At 41.9% G+C, this 12,874-nt stretch carries 11 protein-coding genes; 9 read left to right on the forward strand and 2 right to left on the reverse strand.

Annotated elements, in window-relative coordinates:
• Positions 1-85: 85 nt before the first annotated feature.
• On the forward strand, positions 86-1,039 hold the full coding sequence (locus tag HM131_RS08135) for a DHH family phosphoesterase (RefSeq protein WP_085029287.1): 954 nt from the start codon (positions 86-88) through the stop codon (positions 1,037-1,039).
• Positions 1,040-1,053: 14 nt separating this feature from the next.
• On the opposite strand, the gene ytrI is transcribed toward HM131_RS08135, so the two are convergent.
• Entirely contained in the window at positions 1,054-1,551 is a 498-nt protein-coding gene (gene ytrI / locus HM131_RS08140; RefSeq protein ID WP_085029288.1) for a sporulation membrane protein YtrI, read from the reverse strand.
• Positions 1,551-1,883, reverse strand: a complete 333-nt coding sequence (locus HM131_RS08145; RefSeq protein ID WP_085029289.1) for a sporulation membrane protein YtrH — start codon at positions 1,881-1,883, stop codon at positions 1,551-1,553. The genes ytrI and HM131_RS08145 overlap by 1 nt, the downstream gene beginning before the upstream one ends.
• A 132-nt stretch (positions 1,884-2,015) precedes the next feature.
• Here HM131_RS08145 and dnaE point away from each other — a divergent pair, with 132 nt between their 5' ends.
• The 8 genes from dnaE to HM131_RS08185 all read left to right on the forward strand — a co-directional run bounded on the left by dnaE (position 2,016) and on the right by HM131_RS08185 (position 12,861).
• A complete protein-coding gene (gene dnaE / locus HM131_RS08150) occupies positions 2,016-5,369 on the forward strand; it encodes a DNA polymerase III subunit alpha (protein WP_085029290.1) in 3,354 nt (1,117 codons plus the stop codon).
• A gap of 133 nt (positions 5,370-5,502) precedes the next feature.
• Positions 5,503-6,738 carry an NADP-dependent malic enzyme gene (locus tag HM131_RS08155; RefSeq protein ID WP_085029291.1) on the forward strand — a complete coding sequence of 412 codons (1,236 nt, stop codon included), beginning with the start codon at positions 5,503-5,505 and terminating at the stop codon, positions 6,736-6,738.
• Positions 6,739-6,832: 94 nt separating this feature from the next.
• Entirely contained in the window at positions 6,833-7,432 is a 600-nt protein-coding gene (locus HM131_RS08160) for a FadR/GntR family transcriptional regulator (RefSeq protein ID WP_085029292.1), read from the forward strand.
• A 96-nt stretch (positions 7,433-7,528) separates the two neighbouring features.
• Positions 7,529-8,389 (forward strand): acetyl-CoA carboxylase, carboxyltransferase subunit beta, encoded by an 861-nt coding sequence (gene accD / locus HM131_RS08165; RefSeq protein ID WP_085029293.1) that lies wholly within the window; start codon positions 7,529-7,531, stop codon positions 8,387-8,389.
• Positions 8,386-9,348 (forward strand): acetyl-CoA carboxylase carboxyl transferase subunit alpha, encoded by a 963-nt coding sequence (gene accA, locus HM131_RS08170; protein WP_085029294.1) that lies wholly within the window; start codon positions 8,386-8,388, stop codon positions 9,346-9,348. The genes accD and accA overlap by 4 nt, the downstream gene beginning before the upstream one ends.
• A 234-nt stretch (positions 9,349-9,582) precedes the next feature.
• Positions 9,583-10,542, forward strand: coding sequence for a 6-phosphofructokinase (gene pfkA, locus HM131_RS08175; protein ID WP_085029295.1), 960 nt, complete (start codon positions 9,583-9,585; stop codon positions 10,540-10,542).
• Positions 10,543-10,571: 29 nt separating this feature from the next.
• Positions 10,572-12,335, forward strand: a complete 1,764-nt coding sequence (gene pyk / locus HM131_RS08180; protein WP_085029296.1) for a pyruvate kinase — start codon at positions 10,572-10,574, stop codon at positions 12,333-12,335.
• Between the two features lie 133 nt (positions 12,336-12,468).
• The gene (locus HM131_RS08185) at positions 12,469-12,861 is read left to right on the forward strand and encodes an FxsA family protein (protein ID WP_085029297.1); all 393 of its coding nucleotides are present in this window, start codon (positions 12,469-12,471) and stop codon (positions 12,859-12,861) included.
• Positions 12,862-12,874: the final 13 nt, after the last annotated feature.

A 12,874-nucleotide genomic window follows, 5' to 3' on the forward strand; every position in this document is an offset into this window, starting at 1 on the left:
GCTTGTTTTCTTTTAAATGGCTACCTGTAGATAAAAATATATGGTTTAATGAAGGGACAAAGAGGAAAAAAGGAAGGTTTTGTGTATGTCTATTGAATCAATTGCTCGATCAATCAAAGATTTTTCTACGATTATTATTCATCGCCATGTCCGTCCAGATCCTGATGCATATGGGTCTCAGGGGGGGCTGGCTGAGATTATAAAAGGAAGCTTTCCTGATAAGCAGGTATTTGTCACTGGTGAAAGTGAGCCGAGTTTGTCTTTTCTGGCAGAGATGGATGTCATTCCAGATGAGACCTATGAAAATGCCCTTGTAATTGTCTGTGATACGGCTAATCAAGCAAGGATTGATGATCAGAGGTATAATCAAGGAAAAAAACTGATTAAAATCGATCATCATCCGGAAGTTGATCGTTACGGAGACATTCAATGGGTAGATACGTCTTCCAGTTCAACGTGTGAGATGATTTACAGCTTTTATATAAATAGTAGGGATCAAGGCTTTTCTATGAACGAAAAAGCTGCAAGGCTGTTGTATGCAGGTATCGTCGGTGACACCGGGCGTTTTTTATTTCCAAGTACAACAGAAAAGACACTCTCTTATGCAGCTGAACTCGTCAATTATGAGTTCGACCGCAGACTATTATATAATGAAATGTATAAAACACCATTACACGTAGCGAAATTGAAAGGGTATATTCTACAGAATTTCACGGTTAATGAGGGAGGCTATTCTACGATTCGCCTCTCCAGGGAAATCTTGGAAAAACACAATGTGACAGCTAATGAAACTAGTCAGCTTGTAGGTTTGTTAGGAGATATAGAAGGAATTCTGGCGTGGGTCTTTTTTGTGGAGGAGGAAGACAGCATTCGTGTCCGACTTCGTTCCAAAGGTCCGGTTATTAACGGTATAGCTGCTGATCATAATGGCGGGGGGCATCCAATGGCATCTGGCGCTAAAGCAGAGAGTTGGGAAGAAACTGAACAGATTGCCAACGAATTAGAACAAGTCTGCAAGGAATATAAAACAAGCAGGTGAGCGATCACCTGCTTTTATCGTAAGATCTTAATCTCTAATTCGAATTGAATAACTTCTGAAATGATTAGCTTGGATACTTTTAATTCATAAGATAAATCGTCAACGACGTAATTTTTATTTTCGATGGTGGTGACGATTAGGTCCGACTGGCTGGCTACGGTTACCAAGTCTTTTCCCGGAATGGAGGAAAGCTGGTCTTTGACCATGCTAGTCAGCTGATGTTGGGTGAGCAAATCCACCTCCAGTTTTTTTGCATTTGTATAAGCTACTTTGATATCTGTAACCGATAAGGGCTTTGTATCGCTTCCGTTTTGTTGATTTTTCAAAAGGGCTTCATATTTGTCTTCGACTTCATTCAATTTGGAGGAAAGTTCGATGTGTTCTTTCGTGTACTGCTCTTGAAGCTGGCCATGGATAAACAGAAAAAATAGGTAACCGATAATAGCACCGAATGCTAGACCGGCAAAAAATCGTTTCCATTCTGACCTCTGGTAGTAAGGAGGAATGTGCATCAGGTAACTTCCTCTCCCAGCAGCCACTCAAACAGGAGCAGAGCAGTTTTAACGCCTCCCATAGCGGAGACAATCATCATAATTTGTTTGAAGATATCAAATGTTGAACCGTCAAAAATTCCTTTTTCAAAATTACTGATTGCATCAAACGTGCCGCCGATAGCTGCAACGATTGCCCAAATTCTTAAGCTCTTAGCAATTCGAAACATTGCTGTAAGAGGTGCTTCTCCAGTAATATAACTACCAATACTGCCAACAATTGTCCCCCCTAATATCACTCCGAATGCGATAAAGAAACATTGAATCATTGAGACTACTAAACGATCATCCATCTTGTCCCTCTTTTCGCTAAGGGGATTTACTCTCTTTACTAGAAAGTATTCCTCCTTAAAGGTATTTATGCAGAAGGCTTTCTTCTCTACTAGGGACTTCGCTATAATCTACAGTGAAAGAAGGTGAACGTCATGACTTTTACACATTTACATATTCAAAGTGGTTACAGTTTAATGAACAGCACCATCAACGTTGAGCAGTTGGCTGCCCGTGCCAAAGATCTAGGGTATCAATCTCTTGCCTTGACGGATAAAGATGTCATGAGTGGAGCTGTTGCTTTTTATCAAGTATGCAAACGCCATGGACTCAAACCTATTATTGGACTGAAGGTGGATGTGCAAACTGGTTCTGGCCCAATGCCTACTATTCTCTTGGCAATGGATCACTTTGGTTACCAGAACTTAATGAAGATCAGTTCTTGGATAAATACTAAAGAGGATAAGATTCATATTGACCAAATGTCCAGCTTTTCAACAGGGTTGATTGCTATCGTCCTGACTTCTGCTAGTTCTGTTGCGGAGTTAGTAATAAGTAGGAATTTTACAGAAGCACAAACAGCGTTGCAGCCCTTTTTTGACCTCTTTCAAAATAAACAAGTGTATTTAAGTATTCAAGACAGTGATTTACGCTCTGAAAGGCAGCTGCACAAACCTTTAAAAGAATGGTCCGAACAGAGTAGGATACAAGTGGCAGCTGTCGGGGATGTCCGTTATATACAGCAGGAAGATGCAGAAGCCTATTTATCTTTGAGAGCTATGGATGAAGGGAATAGGCTGCCTCCCGCCATTGATGCGAATAACTACCATCAATACTTGAAGTCTCCTGAAGAGATGAAAGCTTATTTTAAAGACTGGTGGCCAAAGGTCATTGAAGAAACAGGAAATATTGAAGGGAAATGTCAGCTGGAACTAGATCTTGACCAGCAGCTGCTCCCCTCATACCCCACACCTGAAGGGGAGGTTGCTGCAAGTTATTTACGAAAATTATGCGTGGAAGCCCTTGAATCCAAATATACGGACCATCAACAATCTGCCCGTAAACGATTAGAACACGAATTAAATATTATCGATTCAATGGGTTTTAACGACTATTTCTTGATTGTTTGGGACTTTATTGCGTATGCAAGAGAGAACGGCATACAAGCAGGCCCAGGCCGTGGTTCAGCAGCGGGATCGATTGTAGCCTATCTTTTAGATATCACTCAGGTGGATCCTCTTGCTTACGGGTTGCTTTTCGAAAGATTTCTAAACCCTGAACGTATTACAATGCCGGATATTGACATCGATTTTCCTGATCACCGAAGGGATGAAGTAATTGAGTATGTAGCAGATAAATATGGGAAACGCCATGTTGCCCAAATCTGCACATTTGGAACATTTGCAGCAAGAAGTGTTTTGAGAGATTTGTTTAAAGTGATGGCGATTGACGAGAGCGATGCTGCATTTATCTTGAAGCAAATACCAAAGGGAACAAGTGATTCGCTCGTTAACATTGTTCAAAAATCGGAACCTTTGAGAGAATATATTCGAAATTCTGACCGACTAAGACGCCTTTTTAAAGTGGCCGCAAAGCTAGAAGGTCTTCCGCGCCATGTTTCAACCCATGCTGCAGGGGTAGTCATAAGTGAACAACCTTTAGTGCAGTACACTGCTTTAATGAAAGGCCAGGGTAATGTTAATTTGACTCAGCTCGCCATGGGAGAGTTGGAAAGGATAGGTCTCTTAAAGATAGACTTTCTAGGTTTGAGAAATCTATCGTTCATTGAAAGAATCGAAAACAAAATCAGGAGGTTTGAAGACTCAAACTTTTCTATTGGGCAAGTGCCATTTACGGATGAACATACATTTTCGTTATTAAAAGAAGGTAAAACAAATGGCGTCTTCCAGTTGGAGTCCCAGGGGATGAAAAGTGTCCTCACTCGTTTAAAACCTTCCCACTTTGAGGACATCGTAGCTGTCAACGCCCTATATCGTCCTGGCCCAATGGAATATATTCAAACCTATATCGATCGTAAGCAGAAACGAGAAGAAGTACACTATCCTCATCCAGACATCGAACCAATCTTGAGACACACGTACGGGGTACTCATCTATCAAGAGCAGATTATGCAAGTTGCTCAAACAATAGCAGGTTACAAGCTTGGAGAGGCAGATTTGTTAAGAAGAGCGGTAAGCAAGAAGCAAGCAAATGTTTTACAAGAGCAAAAAGACCACTTCATCCAAAAGGCGAAGCAAAACGGTTACACAGATACTGTAGCTAACCAATTATTTGAATGGATTGTTAAATTCTCCAATTACGGATTCAATCGAAGCCATGCTGTAGCTTACAGCTTTATTTCCTATTGGCTCGCCTATATGAAGGCTCACTACCCATCTTACTTTTTAGCAGAACTACTTAACGCTCACATGGGAGATCGTGAGAAACTGGCTGTTTATATAAGAGAGGCTAAGGAGTTTAACTCAGAGGTGAAGGCTCCTTCCATTAACAACAGTCAAGCATTCTGCCAAGATGAAGGTGGTTCCATTCGAATGGGGCTGCTTGCCATTAAAGGCGTAGGGTTTCAAGCAGTGCAGGCAATTATTGAAGAAAGGCAGAATGGTAAATTCAAGCATTTGAATGATTTTTGTCTGAGAGTTGGATCCAAAGCGGTAAACAGGTCAGTGATCGAAGCCTTGATATTGGCTGGGGCGTTCGACGAGATTGAAACAAACAGAGCCAGTCTGCTGGCAAGCATAGATCAAGCCCTTGAACAAGGAGAGTTGTTCAAAGAGTTCCATGATCAACCTGGACTTTTTGAAGCAGACCTGGATTTAGGAGATCAAAAGGTCGAGGTTGAACCATTTCCAGTATTAAAAAGGCTGGCAATGGAGAAAGAAGTCCTCGGCACATATTTATCCGAACATCCGCTTGAATCTCATAGAAAAAATTTAAGGACCAACGGCTTTGTATCTGTTAAGCAATCTTATAAGGTTCACCATCAACGTAAATTGAAATTAGCTGCAGTGATTGAAACGATCAAAGAGATCCGCACAAAGCGGGGGGACCCTATGGCATTTTTAACGATTAGTGATGAAACATCGGAAATCGATGTCGTGATCTTTCCCGAGTTGTACCGCAGGGTAAAACCTTGGCTTAGTGAACAGAAGCTCGTTTTGCTTAAAGGAAAGGTAGAAGAGCGACGAAATACGTTGCAAATCATCGTTTCTGAAATGACAGAATTTCATGAGCAGGATCTACATCAGCATCCAGCACAAAGATTGTTTATTAGAGTCGACCGAGTGAATGAGAATGAAGCCATCGACAAGATCAAAGAGACTGCGGGGTATTTCCCGGGGAATACCCCAGTGGTAATTGTGCGCTCCGACGATCGAAAAACTTATCAATTAGGCGAAACCTATGCAATGGATACTTCCAGAGACTGTTTGCATCAGTTAAATCAATATTTTGGCAAGGATTCTGTGGCGCTGCGAGCTTTTAGAAAATAACAGCTAGTACAGATTCTTAGCCCGTATTTTTGTAATTCTTTACACGATATATTCATCTGTTATAATTAAGGAGTTGATGGTGGTCTGACCACCCGGAACGGCTTTATTTTATTAGTTAAAGGAGCGTGTAGTCGTGTCAAATTTGCGAGATGAAGCACTGCATATACACCGAGTTAACAAAGGTAAACTAGAAACTCATTCCAAAGTTCCAGTAAGGAATGCTAGAGATTTGAGTCTGGCTTATTCTCCTGGAGTTGCTGAGCCATGTAAGGAAATTTATGACCATAAAGAAACCGTTTATGACTATACCATGAAAGGAAACATGGTAGCGGTTGTCAGTGACGGATCAGCTGTTCTTGGACTAGGGAATATTGGCCCTGAAGCTGCCCTCCCTGTAATGGAAGGAAAAGCAGCCTTGTTCAAAAGTTTCGCTGGGGTAGATGCCTTTCCAATTTGTTTGAATACAAGAGACATCGACCAGATTGTCCAAACCGTCAAGCTGATGGAACCCACGTTTGGAGGGGTGAACTTAGAAGACATTGCTGCTCCGAATTGTTTTATCATAGAAGACCGCTTGAAGAAGGAAACAAACATACCCATCTTTCATGATGACCAGCATGGTACAGCTATTGTAACTGTTGCGGGGTTAATGAATGCACTTAAGATTACTGGGAAATCTTTCTCTGAAATTAAAGTCGTAGCAAATGGTGCAGGTGCGGCTGGAATAGCTATCATTAAATTACTTTATCATTTCGGTGTGCGAGATATTATCATGTGTGATTCTAAAGGTGCCGTCTTTGAAGGGCGCGACTATGGAATGAATGACGTTAAAGATGAAATTGCTAAAATTACTAATAAAGACCGTGTTGAAGGTGACTTAGAGGAAGTCATGGAAGGTGCCGACGTATTCATTGGTGTGTCTGTTGGAGGACTCCTTTCCAAGGAAATGGTATCACGTATGAATGACGATTCCATCATTTTTGCAATGGCTAATCCTGAACCGGAAATTATGCCTGAAGATGCCAAAGAAGCAGGCGCACGTGTGATTGGTACAGGACGTTCAGACTTCCCGAACCAAGTAAACAATGTCCTTGCTTTTCCTGGAATCTTCCGGGGTGCCTTGGATGTGCGGGCTACCCGTATCAATGAAAAAATGAAAATTGCTGCGGCTGAAGCTATTGCTTCTCTCGTGAGTGAAGACGAACTGAGCGAAGACTATGTCATTCCAGCTCCATTTGATTCTCGCGTAGCCCCTGCTGTAGCAGCCAGCGTTGCAAAAGCTGCCATGGAATCAGGTGTTGCCAGACACCACGTTGATCCAGAGGAAGTAGCAGAAAAAACGCGTCAAATGACTTTAATTGATGAATAAACCGATTGGTAATAGGTAAGGAGAAAAGCTGGAACAGCTTTTCTCCTTACATAAGTAGGAAACATGTTTCAATTAAAAGGAGTGACCATAGGTCGTGACCCGTTCGCAAATAGGGAAAGTCTATGAAGGCGTACTAAATCAATTAAAGTCTTATATTGAATATCACCAATTGAAACCTGGCGACAAATTACCTTCTGAGCGGGAGCTTAGCGAGCAATTGAATGTAGGGAGATCTTCTATAAGAGAAGCTTTACGTGCCATGGAACTTCTCGGTCTTATAGAAACGAGACGAGGAGAAGGGACGTTTATGAGAGCTTATCGTCCTCATCATATGGTTGAGCTTTTATCAAATTTTTTATTGAACGAGTCGAGGACGAGGGAAGAACTCTTCACAGCTAAGCAGATGCTTGAAAAAGAAGTGGTCATGAGATTGTTAGAAAAGCTTAATGATAAAGATTTGGATATGATCGAAAAAATCATAGAAAATAAAGAAAAAGAGAAGCTCCATGAAGAATTCTTTCAATTTCTATTTGAACGCAGTGGACAGCCTCTCTTACTGTCAATGTGGCAGTTCATTTATGGCTTTACTCACACAGTCCATGACATTCAGTATGAAAAATCTTGGTATCAGAAAGTGGCTAATGTATTGAAAACAGGAGACCAGATTAAAGTTCTTCAATTATTTTCTTCTTAGTCCTGTCGAAAGCGTTCGACAAGATCACCGAGATTATGTAACTACTTTTTTGTATATTGGACAGAAAGGAAGCTTTGTCCCAAAGGAGGAATCACCTTGCTAAGAGACTTTTTCAGCAAGAAAAAAAGATATGCATCCATTCCTAGACAGGAAGCAAAGCAGGATGTACCTGAAGGTCTGATGCAAAAATGCCCAAATTGTCAAAAGATCTTCTACAGAAAAGAACTTAATAGAAATATGAACGTCTGCCCACATTGTGATCACCATCATCGACTGAGCGCATACGAAAGAATTCAACACCTATTTGATGAAGGCTCCTTTGAAGAGTGGGACAAGCAGATGATCTCAAGCAACCCTCTTGAATTTCCAGAATATGAGGAGAAGCTTGAAAAAGATCGTATTAAATCAGATTTAAATGAGGCTGTTGTCACAGGAAAAGCCTCATTATCAGGCATGCCTGCAGCGGTGGCTGTCATGGATGCCCGTTTTCGAATGGGCAGCATGGGCTCTGTGGTAGGTGAAAAAATCACGAACGCTATTGAAAATGCTCGAAAAGAACAAATCCCGTTTATCATTTTCACGGCTTCAGGTGGAGCTCGAATGCAGGAAGGCGTTCTCAGCTTAATGCAAATGGGCAAAACATCTGTGGCCTTACAGCGTCTGCATGCTGAAGGAGGATTGTTCATCTCTGTGATGACTCACCCGACAACCGGAGGGGTTTCAGCAAGTTTTGCCTCATTAGGAGATTATAATTTCGCTGAGCCTGGGGCTCTTATTGGATTTGCGGGGCGCAGAATTATTGAACAAACGATTCGTGAAAAGCTGCCTGATGATTTCCAAACAGCTGAATTCTTACTAGAACACGGCCAGCTGGATCGTGTTGTTCATCGACACGAATTGAAGAAAACTCTAACGACTGTACTAGACATTCATTCTCCAGGAGGTGAAGAAGTGTGAAGCATGTCCTTGATTTTGAAAAGCCGGTAATTGAACTACGTGAGAAAATTGCTGATCTCAAGAAGATGACAGAAAATAGTGAGATGGACTTAAGCGAAGAAATTAAGACGCTCGAGAAAAGGCTTGAGAAACTAGAAACCGATGTATATGATCGTATGCAGCCGTGGGATCGCGTCCAAATGGCAAGACATCCTGAAAGACCTACAACACTGGATTATATTGAACATCTCTTCACAGACTTCTTAGAACTCCATGGAGATCGTGTGTATGGTGATGACGAAGCGATTGTTTCTGGAATCGCCAAGTTTAATGGCAAACCTGTTACGGTTATCGGACACCAAAGAGGTAAAGATACGAAAGAGAATATCCGCAGGAATTTCGGTATGCCTCATCCAGAAGGTTATCGTAAAGCCTTGCGTTTAATGAAGCAGGCTGAGAAATTCGAAAGGCCAATCATCACATTCATTGACACAAAAGGAGCTTATCCAGGAAAGGCTGCAGAGGAACGGGGCCAGAGTGAAGCTATTGCCCGTAATTTATTAGAAATGGGTGGCCTTACCGTACCTATCATTTGTGTTGTAATCGGAGAAGGAGGAAGTGGTGGCGCTTTAGGTTTGGGAATCGGAGACCGTATCTTTATGTTAGAAAACTCTACGTACTCCGTAATTTCACCAGAAGGAGCATCATCCATTCTTTGGAAGGATTCAGGCCTTGCACAAAAAGCTGCGGAATCCATGAAAATCACTTCTTATGATTTGAAAGCTTTAGAAGTCATTGATGAAGTTATTCCTGAGATAAGAGGCGGGGCTCATCGAGATATTCCGGCCCAGGCCAAAGAGATAGAAAAAGTGCTTTCAAGATCCTTAAAAGAACTGGACGAATTGAATGAAGACCAGTTATTGGAAGGGCGTTTCGTTAAGTATAAAAACATTGGCGATTATACCTATCTTGATTTATAATAATACACGGTAAAAATAATAATACTCGACCTAAGAAAGAGAAGTCGCACAACCAGGTGCGGCTTTTCGCATCTTAAGAGGATGGTAACGCTATCATTATAGTATGTTTAGGCAAACCCACCTTTTACAAAGCACTCTTTTGGTACACACTAGAAAGAAGAGTGATCGCGAAAAGGTTTCAAATATTCTTTGACTGGGGACAAAATAACTAGTATATTTTTTGAGGTGATGAGAATGAAGAAAATAGGCGTACTTACAAGTGGCGGTGACGCACCTGGTATGAATGCTGCCATTCGTGCAGTCGTCCGTAAAGCGATCTATCATGGTCTTGAAGTCTACGGAGTCAAATATGGCTTTCAAGGTTTAATCGATGGAAATATAGAAAAGATGGAACTAGGTTCTGTTGGTGATATCATTCAGCGTGGAGGGACAAAACTTTACTCTGCTCGCTGTGAAGAATTCAAGACAGAAGAAGGCCAATTAAAAGGAATTGAGCAGTTAAAAAAACATGGCATTGAAGGATTAATCGTTATCGGTGGCGATGGTTCCTTCATGGGTGCCAAAAAATTGACTGAAAAAGGATATCCGTGCATTGGGGTGCCAGGTACCATAGATAACGATATTCCTGGAACTGATTTCACAATCGGTTTTGACACAGCATTAAACACGATTATTGATGCAATTGATAAAATTCGTGACACAGCTACCTCACATGAGCGTACGTACGTCATCGAGGTAATGGGGCGCGATGCTGGAGATTTAGCGTTATGGGCAGGTCTTGCCGATGGTGCAGAATCTGTGTTAATCCCAGAAGCCGAAGATGAATTTGAAGATGTGATTGAGCGATTGAAGCGTGGTCATGATCGGGGTAAGAAACACAGCATTATCATTGTTGCTGAAGGTGTCGGAAGCGGTGTTGATTTTGGTAGAAAAATCAAAGAGGCTGTGAATCTTGAAACACGCGTAACCGTACTCGGTCACACTCAGCGTGGCGGCTCACCTTCAGCTTCAGACCGAGTTCTTGCCAGTCGCTTAGGTGCTCATTCAGTTGACCTTCTGCTTGATGGTAAGGCTGGCCGCATGGTAGGTATTCAGCAAAATAAATTAGTGGATCATGATATTGTAGAAATTCTTAGCACGAAGCATGAAGTAGACCTTGACATGTATCGTCTTTCAAAAGAATTGTCCATATAAACGTAAGAGATACAAGAGGAGGAAGAAGTATGTTCAGAAAAACAAAAATTGTAAGCACGATTGGACCTGCATCGGAGTCCGTAGAAAAACTTACTGAGCTTATTGAAGCGGGTATGAATGTAGCTCGACTGAATTTTTCTCATGGAGATTTTGAAGAACACGGTGCACGTATTAAAAACATCCGACAGGCTGCATCTACTACAGGAAAAACGGTAGCGATTCTTCTTGATACAAAAGGACCTGAAATCCGTACAGGTACGTTAAAAGATGGTGAAGTTTATCTTGAAAAGGGGTCTACAGCCTACGTAACCATGGAAGATATTGAAGGAGATGCAGAGCGCTTTTCCGTTACTTATCCAGGCTTGATCAATGATGTACATCCTGGCTCTAAAATTCTTCTGGATGATGGATTAGTAGAACTTCAGGTGGAAGAAATTCTTAAAGATAAAAACGAAATCAAAACAACCGTATTAAACAACGGACCTTTGAAAAATAAAAAAGGCGTGAATGTACCAAACGTGAGCGTCAACCTTCCTGGTATCACTGAAAAAGATGCAGCTGATATTGAATTCGGAATTGAACAAGGGATTGACTTCATTGCGGCTTCCTTCGTGCGTCGTGCTTCCGATGTGCTCGAAATTAAAGAATTGCTTGAAAAGCATGATGCGTTGGATATTCAGATCATTCCTAAGATCGAAAACCAAGAAGGTGTCGATAACATTGACGAGATCCTTGAAGTAAGTGACGGGTTGATGGTAGCACGTGGTGACCTTGGTGTGGAAATTCCTGCCGAGGATGTACCTCTTGTTCAAAAACAACTTATCCGTAAATGCAACAAAGCGGGTAAGCCGGTTATTACAGCTACCCAGATGCTTGATTCCATGCAACGTAATCCTCGCCCAACTCGTGCAGAGGCTTCTGATGTTGCGAACGCTATTTTCGATGGCACAGATGCAATCATGCTTTCTGGTGAAACTGCAGCAGGAGATTATCCTGTAGAAGCTGTACAGACGATGCATAACATTGCAAGCAAGACAGAAACAGGCTTAAATTACAAAGCCATTCTTGAAGATCGTTCTAAGCATAGTGATATGACGATTACGGATGCAATCAGCCAGTCTGTGACCCACACAGCGATTAACTTGGACGCCAATGCGGTTGTAACCCCTACAGAAAGCGGTCATACGGCACGCATGATTTCTAAATATCGTCCAAGAGCTCCGATTGTAGCGATCACTTCGAGTGAGAAAGTAAATCGTAAACTGTCCCTTGTTTGGGGAGTCTATGCAGTAATGGGGCCACGTGCTTATTCTACTGATGACATGTTGGATGTAGCTGTGGAAAGAAGTCTTGCCTCTGGATTAGCTTCACGTGGGGACCGTATTATTATCACAGGTGGAGTACCTGTAGGTGAAAGCGGCACGACAAACTTAATGAAAGTTCATGTAATCGGTGATGTTCTAGTAAAAGGACAAGGCGTTGGCCAGAAGAGTGCGTATGGGCGTGCAGTTGTCGCTAAAGATGCCAAGGATGCCCTTGCTCGCGTTGAGGATGGAGATATTTTAGTCACTCATGGTACAGACCGTGATATGATGGAAGCAATAGAGAGAGCTGCTGGTATTGTAACCATCGAAGCAGGCTTGACTTCCCACGCTGCAGTCGTTGGTTTAAGTCTTGGTATTCCTGTAGTTGTAGGAGTTCAAGATGCAATGAACATTATTAAAGACGGTGCAGACATCACAATCGATAGTTCTCGAGGAGATATTTACGAGGGCCATGCGAGTGTTCTATAAAGGTTTTCTTAAGACAGGAGAGCAAAAAGACCTCTCCTGTCTTTTTTATAACGTTTGATAGTGTACTTTTCTTTATATACATCCAATTTCAAGTTATACTAAGGAAAATTGGCATCAGAAAGGAACGATCCTCATGTTTCGCTGGTTATTATTATTTATCTTGATCGTACCTGCATTAGAAATCGGGTTACTCATATGGGCAGGAAACTGGCTGGGACCATGGTGGGTAATTTTACTGATCATATTTACAGGTGTGCTTGGTGCCTGGCTTGCTAAGCAGCAAGGGTTGGAAACGATTAGGAACGTTCAGAATTCGATGTCCATGGGTCAAGTTCCACAGGATGCTCTTTTAGATGGGGCATGTATTTTAGTAGGCGGAGCAGTGCTGTTGACTCCTGGGTTTATTACAGATGCAATAGGGTTCCTACTCCTCATTCCAGCTACGCGCTCTCCATTGAAGCGTTTGATAAGAAAAGCCATTACTAAAATGATGAATAATGGTTCCGTAACGATATATAGAAGATGATAAACAAGCTCCT

The organism is Halobacillus mangrovi, from assembly GCF_002097535.1.
GTDB lineage: Bacteria > Bacillota > Bacilli > Bacillales > Halobacillaceae > Halobacillus > Halobacillus mangrovi_A.

What these genes read in the sequence shown, in the direction of transcription:
- HM131_RS08135 (WP_085029287.1), top strand. Translation starts at nt 86, where the DNA reads ATGTCTATTGAATCAATTGCTCGATCAATCAAAGATTTTTCTACGATT.
- ytrI (WP_085029288.1), bottom strand. Translation starts at nt 1,551, where the DNA reads ATGCACATTCCTCCTTACTACCAGAGGTCAGAATGGAAACGATTTTTT.
- HM131_RS08145 (WP_085029289.1), bottom strand. Translation starts at nt 1,883, where the DNA reads ATGGATGATCGTTTAGTAGTCTCAATGATTCAATGTTTCTTTATCGCA.
- dnaE (WP_085029290.1), top strand. Translation starts at nt 2,016, where the DNA reads ATGACTTTTACACATTTACATATTCAAAGTGGTTACAGTTTAATGAAC.
- pfkA (WP_085029295.1), top strand. Translation starts at nt 9,583, where the DNA reads ATGAAGAAAATAGGCGTACTTACAAGTGGCGGTGACGCACCTGGTATG.
- pyk (WP_085029296.1), top strand. Translation starts at nt 10,572, where the DNA reads ATGTTCAGAAAAACAAAAATTGTAAGCACGATTGGACCTGCATCGGAG.
- HM131_RS08185 (WP_085029297.1), top strand. Translation starts at nt 12,469, where the DNA reads ATGTTTCGCTGGTTATTATTATTTATCTTGATCGTACCTGCATTAGAA.